We start from the raw sequence: 18,051 nt of genomic DNA on the forward strand, positions 1-18,051 counted from the left end.
AGGTGGGCAAAGCAAGCGCAAAGCGCTGAAACATGGCGCTTTTGGCGGGCGTTTTGCACACCCTCTTGACAGATGGAAACAGGCGGGCGCTATTTAATACGCATCAAGGACAAATATGTCCGGATCTGGGAGGATCACCATGAATCACGGCTTTGCCCGCCCTTGGCGGGATACGCTTCTGCTTGCCGTCAGCGCTGTGACGCTGTTCGGCGGTGTCACCGCTGGCTATGCGCAGAGCACCATCAAATGGCTGCATCTGGAAGCCAATGCGGACCGGCTCAAGACCTGGCAGGACATTGCGGCGGCCTATGAGGCCGAGCATCCCGATGTCAAAATCGAATTCCAGTTCCTCGAAAACGAGGCGTTCAAGGCCAAGCTGCCGACGCTGCTGCAATCCAATGACGCGCCCTCCATGTTCTATACCTGGGGTGGTGGCGTGCTGAAGGCGCAGTCGGAAACCGGCGCGATCCGCGACGTGACCGCGGCCATGGATGCCGACGGCGGGGCCTGGCGCAATTCGATTTCCCCGGCGGCGGTGGATGGGCTGAGCATTGACGGCAAGGTGTGGGCCGCCCCGATCCAGTCGGGCCTGGTGTCGTTCTTCTACAACAAGGCCTTGTTCGAAAAGGCGGGCGTCGACGCCAGCGCCATCGCCACCTGGGATGATTTCCTGGCGGCGGTGAGCAAGCTCAAGGAAGCCGGCATTACCCCGATTGCCGGCGGTGGCGGGGACAAGTGGCCGCTGCATTTCTACTGGAGCTACCTGGCCATGCGCGAAGCGGGCCAGGACGGTTTTGCCGCGGCCAAGGGCGGCGAGGGCTTTACCGGGGAGGCGTTCGTCAAGGCGAGCCAGCATCTGGTTGACCTGGGGGCGCTGTCTCCATTCCAGGAAGGCTATCTGGGCGCAACCTGGCCCGATACCCAGGCGGTGTTTGCCGATGGGCGCGCTGCCATCATCCTGAGCTTTGAAAATACCGCGACGCCGCAGAACCAGGCCAATGCCGCAACGGATGGCAAGGGGCTGGCCGAGGACGCTATCGGGCGCTTCGCGTTTCCGCTGGTCGAGGGCGGGGCCGGGGTGATCACCGATGATTTCGGTGGCCTCAATGGCTGGGTGGTAACGGCCAATGCACCCCCCGAGACCGAGGATTTCCTCAAATATTTCACCAGCAAGGACAATGCGGCCAAGCTGGCGGAATTCAACAATATCCTGCCCACCACGCTGGGCGCCGATGTCGGGGTGAAGGACCCCTCGCTGGCCGAAAGCGCGGCGCAGATGGCCAAGGCCACCTGGCACCAGAATTTCCTCGATCAGGACCTGGGGCCCAATGTCGGCCGCGTGGTCAATGACATGTCGGTGGAACTGGTCTCCGGCCAGATCTCGCCGGAAGACGCACTGCAGCAGATCGAAGACGCCTTCTCGCTTGAGATGTAAGCGCCGCCGCCGCCTCGCTCACGCGGGGCGGCGGTTTTCTTTCTGGCGAACCAGGAGCCTCGATTTCGGATGAGCCAAGCGACTTCCCTATCAGCAGACGGCCGGGCGGCGGCCAGGGTGCCCAGTGTGGCGCGACGGCGGCGCGGGCAGATGCGCGGCAAATGGCCGGTGCTGGTGCTGTTCCTGCCGCCGGCGCTGCTGCTGTTCACGGTGTTCGTCATCCTACCCATGGGCGAGGCGGCCTGGTATTCGTTCTACAACTGGAATGGCTATGGCCTGCCCAGCCAGTGGATCGGCACCAAGAATTACGAGCTGATCTTCCGCAATGGGGCGTTCCGCACCGCGCTGATCAATAATGGACTGATCATCGTCATCTCGATCTGCGTGCAGATCCCGTTGGCGCTGTGGCTGGCGACCATGGTGTCGCGCAATATCAAGGGCGCGCTGGCGTTCCGGCTGCTGTTTTTCCTGCCCTATGTGCTGGCCGATGTGGCGGCGGGCATGATCTGGCGCTTTGTCTATGACGGCGAATTTGGCCTGGTGGCCGGCATCTGGAATTTCTTCGGGGCGGCGCCGCCGTTCTGGCTGGCCGACAAGCAGGTGGCGTTTTATGCCGTGCTCGGCGTCATCGTGTGGAAATATTTCGGCTTCCACATGATGCTGTTCATCGCCGGGTTGCAGGCCATTGACAAGAGCGTGCTGGAAGCGGCCGATATCGATGGGGCGACCGGCTGGCAGAAATTCTACCGGGTGACCTTGCCGCTGCTGGGCTCGACGGTGCGGCTCTCGGTATTCTTTGCCGTGGTGGGCTCGCTGCAATTGTTCGACATGATCATGCCGCTGACGGGCGGGGGACCCTCGAACGCCACGCAAACGCTGGTGACCTTCCTTTATTCCTTCGGCGTGATGCGCATGCAGGTCGGGTTCGGCTCCGCCGTTGGCGTCGTGCTGTTCATCATCTGCGTCACCCTCGCCTTCGGCTACAAGCGGATATTCATGCGAAATGACTGAAGCAGCACCAATTGATGCGGCAACGGCCGCCAGCAGCGGCAGGCGATTGAGCGCCGGCACGCAGACCTATCTCTATGTGTCCATGCTGATCATTGCCGGCATTGTCATCATTCCCCTGCTGACCACGGCGCTGGGCGGGTTCAAGACGCTGGGCGAATTGCGCGGCAATCCGTTCGGGCTGCCGGCTGAATGGCAATGGAGCAATTACGGTAATATCCTCGCCAGCCAGCGCTATTGGATGCAGATGGGCAATTCCCTGCTGATTGCGGGGCTGACCGTGTTCCTGACGCTGCTGTTCGCTTCCATGGCGGCCTTTACCTTTGCCCATGTCAAATTCTTCGGTTCGGATTTCCTGCTCAATTATTTCCTGATCGGGCTGATGTTTCCGGCGGCGACGGCCATCCTGCCGCTGTTCATCCGCATCCGCGACCTGGGCCTGCTCGATACCTATTGGGGCGTGGTGCTGCCGCAGGTGGCATTCGGGCTGGGCATGAGCATTCTGCTGTTCCGCAATTACTTCAAGAACCTGCCGCCCGAGCTGTTCGACGCGGCGTTTGTCGATGGGGCGGGTTATCTGCGGTTCTTCTGGCATATCTCGCTGCCGCTGAGCCGGCCGATCATCGCCACGGTGGGCATCATCTCGTTCGTGGGCAGCTGGAACAGCTATATCCTGCCGCTGATCATGCTCAATTCGGAGAGCAAATATCCCTGGCCGCTGGGCATCATGGTCTATCGCGGGGAATTCAGCACCGATTGGCAGCTGATCCTGGCCTTCATCACGCTCACCATCCTGCCCACCGTCATCGTGTTCTTTGCGGCGCAGAAGCACATCATTGCCGGCCTTACCGCTGGCGCAGTCAAATAAAGGGCGACGAGCAATCGGCGCTGTAGAGGAGGCATGAATGGCGGGACTGGAACTACGGAATCTCGAAAAGAGCTATGGCTCGGTCTCGGTGATCGAGGACATTAATCTCACGGTCGCGGACGGGGAGTTCGTCGCCCTGGTGGGGCCTTCGGGCTGCGGGAAATCGACCATTTTGCGCATGGTGGCGGGGCTGGAGGAAATCACCGCGGGCGATATCCTGATCGGGGACAAGGTGGTCAACGACCTGACGCCACGCGAGCGCAATATCGCCATGGTGTTCCAGAGCTACGCGCTTTATCCGCATATGAGCGTCTATCGCAATCTGAGCTTTAACCTGGAACTAGCGGGCAAGCCCAAGGCCGAAATCGAGCGGCGGGTGATCCAGGCGGCGCGGATGCTGGAGCTGGAGCCTTTGCTGGAGCGCAAGCCGAGCCAGCTGTCGGGCGGGCAGCGCCAGCGCGTGGCCATGGGCCGGGCCATTGTGCGGGACCCGTCGGTGTTTTTGTTCGATGAGCCACTGTCGAATTTGGATGCCAAGTTGCGGGTGCAGATGCGCGGCGAGATCAAGACGCTGCACAAGAAGGTGGGGGTGACTTCGATCTATGTGACGCATGACCAGGTGGAGGCGATGACGCTGGCGGATCGGGTCGTGGTGCTCAACCGGGGCGTGATCCAGCAATCGGGCTCGCCGATGGAGCTGTATAGGCGGCCGGCCAATCTGTTCGTGGCCGGGTTTATCGGTTCGCCGGCGATGAATTTTGTCGATGCCAAGATGCAGGGCGGGGTGGCGCGGACCGAGGATGGCACGGATTTCGTGTTTACCCCGGGCCAGCAGCTGGCCGAGGGGCAGGCGGTGGTGGTCGGCGTGCGGCCCGAGCATTTGCTGGTGGCAGGCGAGGGAACGGCGGTTACCGGGCAGATCAGCTTTGTCGAGCCGACCGGCGGGCAGACCTTTGTGACGCTGGATGTGCATGGCAAGGCCGTGACCGTGGTGATCAGCGGGGAGGACGATATTGCGCTCGATGGCGCGCTGACGGTGCGTGCGGCGCCGCACCATGTTTATGTGTTCGATGCGGCGAGCGGGGAGCGGGTGAGCGAGAATTGAGGAGCCATCCAGCCATCCAGCGCCGGGATGATCTTCAGCATGGATTCCGGCCTGCGCCGGAATGACACGGTGGGTGGAGGGAGAGCCAGGGTCGCGCAGGGGCCCGCTTAGCCGAACACTGCCATGGTCTGCTGCTTGTCGCGGGTGATGATGGATTGCATCAGCTGCACGGCGGCGTCGCCGTCGCCGCGTTCCATGGCGCTTACAAGGGCTTCGTGCTGGGCGACATAGTCGGCATGGCGCTGGCGGAGATCGGCCGGCGGGGCGAATTTGGCTGATAGCACCATGGTCAGTTCGACCACACCAGTGACCGAGCGGAGCAGGGCATTGCCGGAGCTTTCGGCAATGGCGCGGTGGATCTCGAGGGCGGCGAGCAGATGGGGTTCAACGCCATCTTCGGCGATGTCCATCTGGTGGGCCCAATATTTGAGGATGCGGATTTCATCGGCCGTGCGGCGGTGGCTCGCGAGTTCGGCGGCGCGGCTTTCCAGCGCTTCGCGTACATCGAACAGGCTTTCGTAGAAGCGGCGGTCGGGCTTGGCCTCGAAATGCCAGAACAGCACCTGCGGATCGAAAAAGCTCCAGCGGCTGGCGGGGGAGACTTTGGTGCCGACCTTGGGCCGCGCCTCCACCAGGCCCTTGGCTTCGAGCGTCTTGAGGGCCTCGCGCAAAACGGTGCGCGACACGCCATAGGTTTCCATCATCACCGCATCGCTGGCCAGGATCGAGCCAACGGGGAACTTGCCCGTGACAATGCCATGGCCGATTTCGTTGATGACGAAGGTGTGGAAATTCCGTGCAGCGGATCGCCCGGAAAGCGAGCGAATAAGGCTGCCTGGCTCGATCATGCTACACTTTCTCGGGTGACTTTTCTCCGGGTGCGGAGGCGGCAAATATGATCCGCTGCAGGACGATGAACAAGAATAGCAGCACGCCAATAACGATCTTGGTCCACCAGCTCGATAGCGTGCCATCGAAGATGATGTAGGTCTGTACCAGGCCCAGCAGCATGACGCCGACAAAGGTGCCCAGCACAAAGCCATAGCCGCCGGTGAGCAGGGTTCCCCCGATCACCACTGCCGAGATGGCGTCGAGTTCGACGCCCACCGCCGCCAGCGGATAGCCAGCAGATGTGTAAAGGGAAAAGACGATTCCCGCCAAGGCCGCAAGTACGCTCGAGAGCATGTAAATCTGCACCGTGGTGCGGGCCACCGGCACGCCCATGAGCGAGGCCGAGGTGGCGTTGCCGCCCAGGGCATAGACATAGGAGCCGAAGCGGGTGCGGTGGGCCAGCAGAGCGCCGATGAGGAAGATGGCGATCATCAAGAGGCCAATGAAACTGAGGCGGCCGCCGCCGGGCAAGCGGATGATGAGGCCGGTCAGCGTCGAATAGAATTCGTGATTGATGGGCACCGAATCCTGGGTGATGACCGAGGCGCCGCCGCGCGCCAGGAACATGCCGGCCAGCGTGACGATAAAACTGGGCACTTGCAGATAGTGGATGGTGAGGCCCATGGCGGCGCCGAACAGGGCCGCGACCCCCAGCGCGATGGCAAAGGCCAGGAGGGGATGAATGCCCAGCCAGGAGATCAGCACTGCAACCAATACGCCGGTGAAGCCGATCACCGCGCCGACCGACAGGTCGATGCCGCCCGAGATGATGACGAAGGTCATGCCGACGGCGGCAATACCCAAAAAGGCATTGTCGGTGAGGAAATTGCCCAGCACGCGGGTCGAGAGCAGGCCGGGAAATTGCACGACGCTGGCGGCATAGGCGATGATGAAGATGACGGCGGTGGCCGCCAGGGGGCGCAGGCTGCGTTTCATTTGGGGCCTGCCTTGGCGGGAACGAGGCGCTGCCGGGTGAAGAGGCGCGCGGCAAAGGGCGACTGGATCAGCAGGATCAGGATGATCATGCCGGCCTTGACGATGAGATTGAATTCAGGCGGGAAGCCCGACATCAGGATGCCGGTATTCATGGCCTGAATGATGATGGCGCCGACCACGGCCATGGGCACCGAGAAGCGGCCGCCGAGGAGCGAGGTGCCGCCGATGACTACGGCGAGGATGGCGTCGAGTTCGAGCCAGAGGCCGGAATTGTTGGCATCGGCGCCGCGAATGTCGGCGGCGACGACGATGCCGGCAATGGCGGCGCAGAAGCCGGATAGCGCATAGACCAGGACCAGCAGCATGCGGCTGCGGATGCCGGCCAGGGTGGCGGCGGCGCGATTGACGCCGATGGCCTGGATGAAGAGGCCGATGGCGGTTTTGCGCACCAGAACCGTCACCAAGATCAGCAGGACCAGGGCAATGACCGCGGCCATGGGGAAGCCGAGGAAGGAGCCGGTGCCGATAAAGATTAGCGCGGGGTCGTTGAAGGTAACGATGGAACCTTCGGTGATGAGCTGGGCAATGCCGCGCCCGGCCACCATCAGCACCAGGGTTGCAACGATGGGCTGGATATCGAGGATGGCGACGAGAAAGCCGTTCCACAGGCCACAGGCAATACCGACGGCAAGCGCGGCGATAACAGCGATTGGCGTGGGATAGCCGGCGACCACCATGGTGGCGGCAACGGCGCCGCACACCGCCATGATGGCGCCGACCGACAGGTCCACGCCCTTGGTGGCGATCACCCCGGTCATGCCGATGGCCAGGATCGCCACCGGCGCACCGCGATTGAGCACGTCGATCAGGCTGCCGAACAGGCGCCCATCCTGCCAGGTGATGCGGAAGAAATTGGGAAACAGCAGCCAATTGATGAGCAATACGCCGGCGAGCGCCAGCAATTGCGGATTGGCGAGGCGTTCGAGATGGAGGCGCTTCATGGCTGGGCCTCGTCGGCGGAATTGGCGATGGCCTGCACGATGACTCCGGGGTTGATATTCTTGCCGCGCAATTCGGCCACCATTTCGCGATCGCGCATCACCACGATGCGCGAGCTATAGGCGACCACTTCGTCGAGTTCGGAGGAGATGACGACCATGGCCATGCCATCGTCGCGCAGCCGATTGATGGTGCGCACGATTTCGGCATGGGCGCCCACATCGATGCCGCGGGTGGGCTCGTCCAGAATGAGGAAGGCCGGGTCGGTGGCGAGCCAGCGCGAGAGGATGACCTTTTGCTGATTGCCGCCCGAGAGCAGCTTGACCGGCATGTCGAGCGAAGCGGCGCGGATATCCATGGCCTCGCCGAACTTGCCGGCGATTTCGAGCTGTTCGTCGCGGTTGAGGGCGCGGAACCAACCGAGCTTGCCCTGCAGTGCGATGATGATGTTTTCGCGCACGGAGAGATCGCCGAAAATGCCCTCGGCCTTGCGATCCTCGGGGCAGAAGCCGAAGCCGCGGCTGATAGCATCGGTGGTGTTGCGGATGGCGGTGGGCTTGCCGGCGACAGTGAGCGTGCCCTGATCGGCCGGATCGGCGCCGAACATCAGGCGCGCCATTTCGGTGCGGCCGGAACCGAGCAGGCCGGCAACGCCGATGACCTCGCCCTTGTGGATGGTCAGATCGAAGGGATGCACGCTTTTCTTGCGGCCATAGGATTTGAAATCGAGCAGCACGTCGGTGGTGGGGCGCTCGGGTTCCAGATCAGTGGCGCCGGAAAAGGCGATGTCCTTGCCCAGCATGAGGCGGACCACATCGGTGCGGCTGACGCTGTCGAGCTGGCGGGTATCGACCAGCTTGCCATTGCGCAGCACAGTGACGCGGTCGGAGATGGCAAAGACCTGATCGAGGAAATGGGTGATGAAGATGATGGCAAGGCCGCTTTGCTTGAGGTCGGCAATGACCTCGAACAGGCGCTCGACTTCGTTGCGATCGAGGCTGGCGGTGGGTTCGTCGAGGATCAGCACCTTGCCGGAGAGTTCGACGGCGCGGGCAATGGCGACGATCTGCTGCACGGCGACCGAATGGCTGCCCAGATCGCTGCCGGGATCGATCGCCAGGCCATAGCGTTCGAGCAGGGTCTTGGCGGCCGCTTCCATCTTCTTGTGGTCGACGAGGCCGAAGCGGGTGGGCTGGTGGCCCAGATAGAGGTTTTCGGCCACGGAGCGGTTGGGCAGGAGATTGACCTCCTGATAGACCGTGCCGATGCCATGGGTCTGCGCATGAAGGGGATTATCGAGGGTGACCGGAGCGCCGTCGACAAAGACGCCGCCGACATCGGGTTGGTAGGCGCCGGTCAGAACCTTGATCAGGGTGGACTTGCCGGCCCCGTTTTCACCCAAGAGGGCATGGACCTCGCCGGGCCGCAGGCCGAAATCGATGGCGTCGAGCGCGGTGTGATTGCCAAAAATCTTGGTCACGCCGCGTGCTTCGAGCACGTAAGGGCTATCGGTCATGCGCACTCCCCCGGGCGTCCAGCTGGATGAGATTTTCCTTCCCTCCCCCTTGAGGGGAGGGACCGAGGGAGGGGCTGTTTGGTCAACCACATAACCACCCCTCCCCAGCCCTCCCCTCAAGGGGGAGGGAGGCCCTTCATCAGCATCTTGCCTAAACCGCCGAATACTCGGCGGCACCATAGCTAAGATTAGTAGCCCAGACCCTTGCGGGTGTCATATTCGCCCTGCGGATTGTCGGCAGGGGTGTAGAGCTTGGATTCGGTGATGATGAACTTGGCGGGCTCGGTGCCGTCCTTGAGGTAGGCAGCGAGCGCATCGAAGGCGGGGCCGGCCATGTTGGGGGTCAGTTCCACCGTGGCATTGGCTTCGCCGGCCACCATGGCCGAGAAAATGTCCGGCACGCCGTCGATCGAGACCACCTTGATGTCGGTGCCAGGCTTGAGGCCGGCATCCTTGATGGCCTGGATGGCGCCAACGGCCATGTCGTCATTGTGAGCGTAGACAGCGCAGATATCGGCGCCGCCATTTTCGGCCTTGATGAAGCCTTCCATCACTTCCTTGCCCTTGGCGCGGGTGAAATCGCCAGTCTGGCTGCGGGCGATGGTGATGTTGTCGTGGCCCTTGATGGCCTCTTCAAAGCCCTGCTTACGGTTGATGGCGGGGGTGGAACCGACAGTGCCCTGGAGTTCGACGACCTTGCACGGCTCGGTGCCGACGGCATTGACCAGCCAATCGCCGGCAACGCGGCCTTCCTTGACCTGATCGGAGGCAACCGAGGTGAGGTAGAGGTCTTCAGGCGCATCGACGCCGCGATCGAGCAGGATGACCGGGATTTCGGCTTCCTTGGCTTCGGTCAGCACATCTTCCCAGCCGGTGGCGACGACGGGCGCGACCAGGATGGCATCGACGCCCTGGGCGATGAAGCCGCGAATGGCCTTGATCTGGTTTTCCTGCTTCTGCTGCGCATCGGCAAATTTGAGATCGATGCCGCGCTCTTCAGCCTGCTGCTTGGTGACTGAAGTTTCGGCGGCGCGCCAGCCCGATTCCGAACCGATCTGGCTGAAGCCGACGACCAGGCCGTTCAGGCTATCCTGCGCGATAGCGACAGACGTCAAAGCAGTAGCAAGGCTCGCCGCGACGGCGAGCGTTTTAATGATGTTCACGATGTCCTCCCAATGTGGCCGCCGAGGCGTATTCACCTTCAGCGATGAGGGGACGATATATAAAGTACTATTATATGTAAAGTGAGGACGTGAAGGGGTATTTGTCGTTTGTTTTGCGGTGGCGTGAAGAGGGGTCAGGCCCCGGATTTTCAAGCAAATGCGGCGGTTTCCGCTCGGGACCTGAGGGATGGTCGGGCGGCCATTGGGTTTAGTGCAAGCTGAGAGTGGCCCTCGGGTCAGGCCCGAGGGAGAACGGTGGGGAGGAGAGCTTGGGATCGACCCATTTGCGCGGCGTGATTGCTTGGCGGCGTGGCAGGGAGTGCGGTGCCACGACCTTGTGGTTCGACAGGCTCACCATGAGGTCTACTGGAAGCCTGCCCGCTCAGCTGCGCCATTGGGGGGTGGGTTCGGCCAGGGTTTGTAGCGTCTCTACGGGTTCGCCGTCGATGCGTTTGAGCAGGAGGCGGGTCAGTTCGACGCCGGCGCCGAAGACGTCTTCCTGGATGCTGTCGAGCGTGGGGAAGAGGGTGGGCAGGATGTCGGAGGTTTGTTTGTAGACCAGCTGGACATCGCGGCCCAATTGCAGCCCGCCATCCTGCAGGCCTCCGATCAGGGCGATGGCGCGCATTTCGCTGTCGCTGATAATGCCATCGGGATGGTCGGGCGCGCGGGCCAGTTCCTCACCGAGGCGCCGCACATCGGCCGAGCCGCCCAGCGCGACCGGGCCGCCGAGCACTCTGGCGCGCATGCCGGCCTGGGCTGTGGTGCGGTGAAAGGTGGTGACGATATTGTGGTAATTGGTGGTGCTGTCATCCCCGATCATCAGCAGCACATTCTTGCAGCCGCGCTCGGCCAGGCGCTGCACGGCCATGGCGGCGAAGGTTTCCGAATGGAAATCGTGATAGGGGTGGGGGCTGTAAAATTCGGTGCGGCCGTGGCTGACAAAGGGAAAGTCGGCGTCGATCAGCATCTGTACGCGGCGGTCGCGCGGGCCGGTATGGGTGATGATCACGCCATCGGCGGTGCGATTATCCAGAATGTAGCGGATGGTGTCGGTGGAGAGCTGGCGCTCGAATTCGGGCATCACCGTTAGGTGGTAGCGGGTATTCTTGATGGCCTGGCCGATACCCTGGATCATCCGGCGGGAAAAATCGATGGAATCCTCGGCGCCATCGAGCACGAGGGCGACCACATTGGTCTTGCCGGTGCGCAGGCGCACGCCGGCGCGGTCGGGCACATAGCCCAGCGATTGTGCCGCGTCCATGACGCGCTGGCGGGTTTCCTGCTTGAGCGTGGTGCCGCCGCGCAATGACAGCGAAACAGTGGAAAGGCTGAGCCCGGTCAACTCGGCGAGCGTCTTCAGCGTCACGCGCTGATGGGCGCTGCCTGGCCGCGAACCCGGCTTTGGCGTTTGGTTCATGATTTCATTTGTCCCCGGCCTCTCTTTTACACCGGCTGCCTGATATTCCAAATGCTGTTCAGCTTGCAACGATGCAGAATGTATTCAACAGGCTAAAGCGCTCCAAATGGCCATAAATTCCTACGAAAAACGCCGCATGACGCGGTTCATAAGAGCACGAGACAATTAGGATTTGCAACGTTGCATTTCCTGTGTTTACCTTGGGCCGCGCCGGGGGAGGGTCTGGCGCCGCAAAGCCGCGCAATGTCGCGGCGCGAGCACTCGAGGAGGAGTTGATGCTCAAAAAGAATCTGCTGACGACGGTGGCCGCCATTGCCATGGCCGCGACGACTGCCCTGCCGGCGCATGCCGAAGTGACGATCATGTATGCCGAATGGCTCTCGTCCCTGGTCGAACCCGGCATCAAGAATTTCGAAGCGGCGACGGGGGAGACGGTCAATGCGATCAAGCTGCCCGGCCAGGGCTATGATCAGCGCATTGCGCTCGACCTGAGCGCCGGCACGGCGGCTGATGTGATCCAGATGGACAGTTTCATGGTGTCCGAACTGGCGTCGGCGGGATATCTGCATCCGCTCAACGAGCAGGGGGCAGGCTGGGACCAGTTCCAGTATTATCAGCCCGGCCTGCTTGAAGTCGCGTCCTATGAGGGCAAGGTCTATGGCCTGCCCACCGATACCGACGTGCGCATGCTGTGGTACGACAAATCCAATTTCGAAAAGGCCGGCATTGCCGTGCCGTGGGAGCCCAAGAACTGGGCCGATGTGCTCGACGCCGCCCAGAAGCTCAAGGATGCGGGCGTGCAATATTTCTTCCAGCTGCCCGCCGGCACCAAGCAGGGCGAAGCCTCCACCATGCAGGGCTTCTACATGCTGCTGCTGGGCGCGGATACGCCTGAGGGTGACCGCAACCGCCTGCTCAATCGCGAGACGGGGCAGTGGATCGGCGACAGCCCGGCCATCCGCCGGACGCTGGAATTCTACAAGAAAGTCTATGGCGATATGGGCATGCCGGCCGACCTCAATTATGCGGCCGATCCCGGTGTGGCGGTGCGCGAGGCGCTGGCCAATGACCAGCTCGGCATCCATGCTTCAGGCTCGTGGGAAGATGCGTGCCTGTGGGATTGCAACGGGGTGAACCTGCCGACCCGTGAAGAGCGCGATGCCATGGTAGGGTGGACCCCATGGCCCGGCTCGGGCGAGCCCGGCGCCAAGGCGACCACCAATATTTCGGGTGGCTGGACCATCGGCGTCAACGCCAAGGCCGCCAATCCGGATCTGGCGTTCCAGCTGGTAACGACGATTTTCGACGTCGAGAACTTCAAGGCCTGGACGCTGGCCAATCATCGCATGGCGGTGCGTACCGATATCTCGGACTCGCCCGAATATATGGAAGACGCGTATCTGGCCAAGGCAACGGCGCTGGCCGCCGACACGACGGGCCGCGATACGGTGCCCGGCTACCAGACGGTTTCGGCCCTGGTGCAGCAGATGACGGCCGATATCCTGGACGGCGCCGAAGTCGAAGACGTGGTGCAGGAATATCATGATGCCCTGGTCGACGAGTTCGGCGAGGACAAGGTCATCACCTACGAATAAGCCACACCTCCCCGGTGCGGCGGTCTCCAGAATAGGGGCCGCCGTGACAGGGTGTATTTTGGGTGTCGCATGGTGTCGCGACATCTATCCCCACACGCGATGTCACCCGAGATCGACGACGCGGCAAAATCTCAGGATGGTTCCGGCCGGCGCCGGAATGACACCGAGCAAAATCATGGGCCCGTGTGAATGAGTTTGATGAAAAACCAGGCCAATCCCTGGCTCACCAGCAACCTGCTTGTGCTGGGGCTGGGCATGTTGCCGGCTTTGCTGCTGATCGGGGTGCTGCTCTATTTCACTGCCTGGGCCTTTGCCTTCAGCTTTACCGATCTGGCGCTGGTGGGGCGCAAATCGGTGGAGTGGAGCTGGGTGGGGCTGCAGAATTTCGAGCGGCTGTTCACGCGGCGCGGGTTCCTTGAATCGCTGTGGACCACGGTCATCTTCGTGTTCTTTTCGGCCATTGTGGGCCAATCGGTGCTGGGCTTTCTGCTGGCGGCGCTATTGCGCGGCACGCAGTCGACGATCAAGACCGTGGTCGAAGTCTGCATCATGCTGGGTTGGCTTTTGCCCGATATCGTGGCGGCGTTCCTGTGGTCGGCGACGACGTCGCAGACCGGGCTGGTCAACTCGCTGATCATCGTGCCGCTGGGTCTGCAGCCGATCAATTTCATCAATGATTATGCCCTGCCGGTGGTGACCATCGCCAATATCTGGAAGGGTACGGCCTGGTCCTATCTGCTGTTTTCGGCGGCGCTGGATTCGGTGTCGCGCGAAGTGGTGGAGGCGGCCAAGGTGGATGGGGCGACCCCGTTCCAGCGCATCTGGCTGGTCATGCTGCCGATCATCCGGCCGCATATCGCCACCAATATGTTGTTCATCACGATCTGGACCTTCACCTATTTCCCGCTGATTTTCGCCATGACCGGGGGCGGGCCGGGCACGCAGACGCAGACGCTGGCCGTGTTCCTCTACAATCAGAGTTTTTCGCGCGGCAATCTGGGTTTTGGCAGCGCCATTTCGGTGGCCATGCTGGTCATCGTCGGCCTGTTGTCGCTGGTCTATCTGCGCATGCTGCGGGAGCCGAAATAGATGGAAGCCAATCCCGCTCACTCGCGGCTGACCGCGATTGCCCTCGCCTTCATGGCTATCATCTGGGTCAGCCCGTTTTCCTGGCTCATCCTCAATGCCTTCAACCCGGCGGCGACGGGGAGCCTGGCCATTCCCCAATCGGTGGGCCTGGACAATTTCGCGCTGGCGGTCAGCGGCAATGCTGGGCGGCAATTCCTCAATTCGGTGCTGATTGCGGCGGGTACGGCGACGCTCAGCGTCGTGGTGGGGATTGCCGCGGCCTATCCGCTGTCACGGCTTAAAATCCCGGGGCGCAATGCCTTCCTGTGGACACTGGTGCTGCTGCGCATGCTGCCTTCGGCGGGCGTGCTGGTGCCGCTCTATTTTGCGGCGCAGCGCGGGGGGCTGCTCAACCAGTTCGGCGTGATTATCGCGCTGACGATTCTGAACCTGCCGTTCACGCTGCTGTTGCTGAAGAATTTCTTCGATACCGTGCCGATCGAGCTCGAAGAAGCCGCCTATGTGGAAGGGGCTTCGCTGTTCCAGATCGTGACGCGGATTGTCTTGCCCATGTCACGCGCCGGTATTGCAGTGGTGTGGTTCTTCAGCTTCACGGGGGCCTGGAACGAGTTCCTGTTGCCGCTGATCTTCTCTCGCGTCGAGGCCGGCTTTCCCATGTCGGTCGGTCTTTACGCGGCCTTTGGCCAGCAGGGGTCCGTGCAATACGGGTTCCTGGCGGCCTATTCCATCATCTACGCAGCGCCGGCGGTCGGCGTATATTTTCTATTGCGGCGGAACATGAACACAGGGTTCGCCGGTGTCGGAGTTAAAGGATGACCTATTCCAATCCCCTTTCGTCCAAGCTTGGCTTGCTGGACGATGACCTCAAGATGGAAGGCAAGCTCCTCAGGCTCTGCGCCGATCTCGAAAAGAAGATTTTAACGCCGATCCATGACGCGCCGTTCCAGTGGCATGTGCTGCGCGATGACGTGACGACCGAAACCGCGCTCAAGGCAGATTGGCGCGGTTGGGAGAAATTTGGCTCGCATTCGGTCTGGGCCAAGAAGCAGGGCCATACCTGGTTTGCCGCCGAAGTGACTGTGCCCGAAGCTGCCGCCGGCAAGACGTTTGTGCTCAAATTCACCAGCCAGTGGCAGGATCGGCCGGGCTCAACCGATCCGCAATGCCTGGCCTATCTCGATGGCAAGATCGCCCAGGCGCTGGATGGCAACCACACTGAATTGGTCATCGAGCGCAATGCCAAGCCCGGCAGCAAGCATGTGCTGCTGGTCAATGCCTTCACCTTTTTCGAGCGTCCACTGGTCGGCTTCGCCGTCGATTTCTATACGCGCAGCGAGCGGGCCGAAAAGCTCTATTGGGACCTGCAGACGCCGCTGGATGTGGCGACGCGGCTTTATCAGAACGATCCGCGCCGCCAGGCAATCCTCAACATCATTGATCGCTCATTGCGCGCGCTGGATCGCCGGGGCGGCTATACGGCCGAGTTCGAGGCCTCGCTGGGCGAAGCCGAAAAGATTGCCGCTGAAATCTATGCGCTGGTCGATACCGAGACCCAGCCGCAGATCACGGCCGTGGGTTCGACCCACCTCGATGTGGGTTGGCTGTGGCGCGTGATGCATACCCGCGACAAGACGGGCCGGTCCTTTGCTACGGTGCTCAACCTGATGGAGGAATATCCCGAATTCGTCTTCATGTATAACCAGTCGGTGCTGTTCGACTTTCTCAAGAAGGACTATCCCGAGCTGTGGGATCGCCTGCAGGCGCGGGTCAAGACCGGCCAGTTCGAGATCGAAGGGGCGATGTGGGTCGAGCCCGACGTCAATATCGTTTCGGGCGAAAGCCTGGTCCGCCAGATCATGCGCGGGCGGCAGTTCCATTTGGCCGAATTCGGCGTTGATCCCAAGACCGTATGGCTGCCCGATACGTTCGGCTATTCGGCCAATCTGCCGCAGATCATGGACAAGTCGGGTCTGAAATATTTCGTCACCTCGAAGCTGAGCTGGAACGATACCGACCGGCATCCCTATGACAGTTTCCACTGGCGGGGGATCGACGGCACCGTCACCAAGGCCCAGCTGATCACCGCGCAGCGCTATGAGAGCGAGGCGGTTTACACCACCTATAATGGTGACCTCTCGGTCAGCGAGACCATGGGCGCCTGGAAGCGCTATGAGCCCAAGGCGGTCCATGATGAAGTGGTCATGTCCTATGGCTATGGCGATGGCGGTGGCGGGCCGACCCGCGGCATGATCGAGCGCGGCATTCGTCTCGAACGCGGCATTCCCGGCGCGCCGCGCGTCAAGCTTGAAGGCATCGTGCCGTTCCTTGACCGCCTCGGCGCCAAGATGGACGCGCCGGGCAACAAGTTCCCGACCTGGAATGGCGAGCTTTACCTGCAATATCACCGCGGCACGCTGACTTCGGTTGCCAAGAACAAGGCTAATAACCGCAAAGCCGAGCGCCTGTTGCGCGAACTCGAATTGCTTGGTGCGCTGGCGCTGGCGACGACGGGTGCGCCCTATCCCAAGGAGACGTTGGCCGAGTTCTGGGAATTGGTGCTGATCAACCAATTCCACGACATCCTGCCGGGCACGTCGATCCCCGAGGTCTATGTCGATAGCGACAATGAATATGGCAAGATTTTCTCGACCCTGGGTTCGGCCAATGGTCCCTGGCACAGTGCGGCAGCCGCGCTGAGCAAGGCGGGCGGCGGCGGGATCAAGCTGTTCAACTTTACCGGGCAGACCCGCTCGGGTCTGGTCAGCGTCGGCAGTGATGCGGGGCTCGAAGGGAATTCGCTCAGCATTGGCGGCAATCAGCATAGCCTGCAAAAGGTCACCGGCGCTGGTGGCGAGGTGGCCTATGTGGCGCCGGTTTCCGATCTGGCGCCGCTGGGCTGGACGGGGGCGCAGATCGTGACCGGGGCGACGGCTAATAGCTCGCCACTTTCGGTGTCGACGAGCCATCTTGAGAATGAATTGCTCAAGGTTACGTTCGACGCTTCGGGCGAAATCACTTCGGTGTTCGACAAGACGCGTAATCGCGAAACCATTGCGGCGGGCGAAAAGGCCAACCGGCTCATCGCTTATGAAGACAAGCCGATGGAATGGGACGCCTGGGATATCGATCGTTATTTCGAGGAGCAGTTCTGGCCGCTGGCGGATGCCAAGGCCAAGATCACCGTGCTCGAAACCGGGCCGCATCGGGCTGCCATTCGCATCGAGCGCAAATATCAGGCCTCAACCGTGGTGCAGGTGGTGTCGCTGGCCGCCGGCGCGCGGCAGGTGGAGTTCGATACCTTTATCGACTGGCAGGAGCGCCAGACGGTGCTCAAGGCGCAGTTCCCCTTCGATCTCAACACCTCCGAAATTCGCTCGGAAATCCAGTTCGGCCATGTGCGGCGCCCCACCCATCGCAATACCAGCTGGGACAAGGCGCGGTTTGAAGCCTCGATGCATCGCTGGGTGGATCTGAGCGAGGCCGACTTTGGTGTGTCGCTGCTCAATGACTGCAAATATGCCTATGATTGCCTCGAGCAATCGGTGCGGCTGACCCTGGTGCGGGGCTCGACGTTCCCACATCCCGAGGCCGATCTGGGCGAGCATCGTCTACGCTATGCTTTGTTCGTGCATGACGGCGTGGCCGATCTTGCCGATGTGCATCGTGCCGCTGAGCGCTTCAACAATCCGGTCGCCGTGATCGGTTCGCTGCAGCCGGTGGCCGATGCGGCCGAAGATGCGGGCAGCTTCTCGTTCGCCAGTGTCGATCAGTCCAATGTGACGCTGGAAACGGTCAAGAAGGCCGAAAAGTCCGATGCCATCGTGCTGCGCGTGTTCGAGCACGCCAATATCCGGGCCGAAGCGACGATCACGTTTGGCATTCCGGTCAAGTCGGTGCGGGTGGTCAATCTGATGGAAGAGGGCGCGGGCGACGCGCTGGAGCTGACCGACAACGCGGTGACACTGTCGCTGCGGCCCTTCGAGATCGCAACGCTGCTGATCGAAACAGCCTAAGGGCCATTGGCCA

The 18,051-nt window shown here is 61.8% G+C and carries 14 protein-coding genes; 8 read left to right on the forward strand and 6 right to left on the reverse strand.

Features of this window, described 5'->3' with window-relative positions; genetic code table 11:
• The first annotated feature begins 139 nt into the window (after nucleotides 1–139).
• From N8A98_RS12170 to N8A98_RS12185, 4 genes are all read left to right on the forward strand, one after another.
• Nucleotides 140–1,435: an extracellular solute-binding protein gene (locus N8A98_RS12170; RefSeq protein ID WP_113121204.1), complete on the forward strand. Its 1,296-nt coding sequence runs from the start codon at nucleotides 140–142 to the stop codon at nucleotides 1,433–1,435.
• 150 nt (nucleotides 1,436–1,585) lie between these two features.
• On the forward strand, nucleotides 1,586–2,446 hold the full coding sequence (locus N8A98_RS12175; protein WP_113121205.1) for a carbohydrate ABC transporter permease: 861 nt from the start codon (nucleotides 1,586–1,588) through the stop codon (nucleotides 2,444–2,446).
• Between the two features lie 82 nt (nucleotides 2,447–2,528).
• The gene (locus tag N8A98_RS12180; protein ID WP_390888836.1) at nucleotides 2,529–3,311 is read left to right on the forward strand and encodes a carbohydrate ABC transporter permease; all 783 of its coding nucleotides are present in this window, start codon (nucleotides 2,529–2,531) and stop codon (nucleotides 3,309–3,311) included.
• Between the two features lie 37 nt (nucleotides 3,312–3,348).
• On the forward strand, nucleotides 3,349–4,416 hold the full coding sequence (locus N8A98_RS12185; protein ID WP_262171625.1) for an ABC transporter ATP-binding protein: 1,068 nt from the start codon (nucleotides 3,349–3,351) through the stop codon (nucleotides 4,414–4,416).
• A gap of 107 nt (nucleotides 4,417–4,523) precedes the next feature.
• Here N8A98_RS12185 and N8A98_RS12190 read toward each other — a convergent pair whose 3' ends face one another.
• The 6 genes from N8A98_RS12190 to N8A98_RS12215 form a co-directional block, all read right to left on the reverse strand.
• Nucleotides 4,524–5,264: a FadR/GntR family transcriptional regulator gene (locus tag N8A98_RS12190; protein ID WP_262171627.1), complete on the reverse strand. Its 741-nt coding sequence runs from the start codon at nucleotides 5,262–5,264 to the stop codon at nucleotides 4,524–4,526.
• A gap of 1 nt (nucleotide 5,265) precedes the next feature.
• On the reverse strand, nucleotides 5,266–6,243 hold the full coding sequence (gene yjfF / locus N8A98_RS12195) for a galactofuranose ABC transporter, permease protein YjfF (RefSeq protein ID WP_262171628.1): 978 nt from the start codon (nucleotides 6,241–6,243) through the stop codon (nucleotides 5,266–5,268).
• Nucleotides 6,240–7,244, reverse strand: a complete 1,005-nt coding sequence (locus tag N8A98_RS12200; protein ID WP_262171630.1) for an ABC transporter permease — start codon at nucleotides 7,242–7,244, stop codon at nucleotides 6,240–6,242. Before N8A98_RS12200 ends, yjfF begins: the two co-directional genes overlap by 4 nt.
• On the reverse strand, nucleotides 7,241–8,758 hold the full coding sequence (locus tag N8A98_RS12205) for a sugar ABC transporter ATP-binding protein (protein ID WP_113121211.1): 1,518 nt from the start codon (nucleotides 8,756–8,758) through the stop codon (nucleotides 7,241–7,243). Before N8A98_RS12205 ends, N8A98_RS12200 begins: the two co-directional genes overlap by 4 nt.
• Before the next feature lie 188 nt (nucleotides 8,759–8,946).
• Nucleotides 8,947–9,921, reverse strand: coding sequence for a galactofuranose ABC transporter, galactofuranose-binding protein YtfQ (gene ytfQ, locus N8A98_RS12210; RefSeq protein ID WP_390888822.1), 975 nt, complete (start codon nucleotides 9,919–9,921; stop codon nucleotides 8,947–8,949).
• 382 nt (nucleotides 9,922–10,303) lie between these two features.
• Nucleotides 10,304–11,341, reverse strand: coding sequence for a LacI family transcriptional regulator (locus N8A98_RS12215; RefSeq protein WP_262171632.1), 1,038 nt, complete (start codon nucleotides 11,339–11,341; stop codon nucleotides 10,304–10,306).
• 275 nt (nucleotides 11,342–11,616) lie between these two features.
• Here N8A98_RS12215 and N8A98_RS12220 point away from each other — a divergent pair, with 275 nt between their 5' ends.
• The 4 genes from N8A98_RS12220 (at nucleotide 11,617) to N8A98_RS12235 (ending at nucleotide 18,038) form a co-directional block, all read left to right on the forward strand.
• Nucleotides 11,617–12,936, forward strand: coding sequence for an extracellular solute-binding protein (locus tag N8A98_RS12220; protein ID WP_262171633.1), 1,320 nt, complete (start codon nucleotides 11,617–11,619; stop codon nucleotides 12,934–12,936).
• Nucleotides 12,937–13,125: 189 nt separating this feature from the next.
• Complete coding sequence (locus N8A98_RS12225) at nucleotides 13,126–14,025, forward strand: carbohydrate ABC transporter permease (RefSeq protein ID WP_113121214.1); 900 nt, start codon at nucleotides 13,126–13,128, stop codon at nucleotides 14,023–14,025.
• A complete protein-coding gene (locus N8A98_RS12230) occupies nucleotides 14,026–14,841 on the forward strand; it encodes a carbohydrate ABC transporter permease (RefSeq protein WP_262171635.1) in 816 nt (271 codons plus the stop codon).
• A complete protein-coding gene (locus N8A98_RS12235) occupies nucleotides 14,838–18,038 on the forward strand; it encodes an alpha-mannosidase (RefSeq protein WP_262171637.1) in 3,201 nt (1,066 codons plus the stop codon). Before N8A98_RS12230 ends, N8A98_RS12235 begins: the two co-directional genes overlap by 4 nt.
• Nucleotides 18,039–18,051: the final 13 nt, after the last annotated feature.

Origin of the sequence: Devosia neptuniae, assembly GCF_025452235.1 — a bacterium.
Classification (GTDB): Bacteria; Pseudomonadota; Alphaproteobacteria; order Rhizobiales; family Devosiaceae; genus Devosia.

Excerpts from the sequence above, each read along its gene's own strand:
- N8A98_RS12190 (WP_262171627.1), bottom strand. The coding sequence starts at position 5,264 with ATGATCGAGCCAGGCAGCCTTATTCGCTCGCTTTCCGGGCGATCCGCT.
- N8A98_RS12180 (WP_390888836.1), top strand. The coding sequence starts at position 2,529 with ATGCTGATCATTGCCGGCATTGTCATCATTCCCCTGCTGACCACGGCG.
- yjfF (WP_262171628.1), bottom strand. The coding sequence starts at position 6,243 with ATGAAACGCAGCCTGCGCCCCCTGGCGGCCACCGCCGTCATCTTCATC.
- N8A98_RS12235 (WP_262171637.1), top strand. The coding sequence starts at position 14,838 with ATGACCTATTCCAATCCCCTTTCGTCCAAGCTTGGCTTGCTGGACGAT.
- N8A98_RS12205 (WP_113121211.1), bottom strand. The coding sequence starts at position 8,758 with ATGACCGATAGCCCTTACGTGCTCGAAGCACGCGGCGTGACCAAGATT.
- N8A98_RS12175 (WP_113121205.1), top strand. The coding sequence starts at position 1,586 with ATGCGCGGCAAATGGCCGGTGCTGGTGCTGTTCCTGCCGCCGGCGCTG.
- N8A98_RS12225 (WP_113121214.1), top strand. The coding sequence starts at position 13,126 with ATGAGTTTGATGAAAAACCAGGCCAATCCCTGGCTCACCAGCAACCTG.
- N8A98_RS12220 (WP_262171633.1), top strand. The coding sequence starts at position 11,617 with ATGCTCAAAAAGAATCTGCTGACGACGGTGGCCGCCATTGCCATGGCC.
- N8A98_RS12200 (WP_262171630.1), bottom strand. The coding sequence starts at position 7,244 with ATGAAGCGCCTCCATCTCGAACGCCTCGCCAATCCGCAATTGCTGGCG.
- N8A98_RS12215 (WP_262171632.1), bottom strand. The coding sequence starts at position 11,341 with ATGAACCAAACGCCAAAGCCGGGTTCGCGGCCAGGCAGCGCCCATCAG.
- N8A98_RS12170 (WP_113121204.1), top strand. The coding sequence starts at position 140 with ATGAATCACGGCTTTGCCCGCCCTTGGCGGGATACGCTTCTGCTTGCC.
- N8A98_RS12230 (WP_262171635.1), top strand. The coding sequence starts at position 14,026 with ATGGAAGCCAATCCCGCTCACTCGCGGCTGACCGCGATTGCCCTCGCC.
- N8A98_RS12185 (WP_262171625.1), top strand. The coding sequence starts at position 3,349 with ATGGCGGGACTGGAACTACGGAATCTCGAAAAGAGCTATGGCTCGGTC.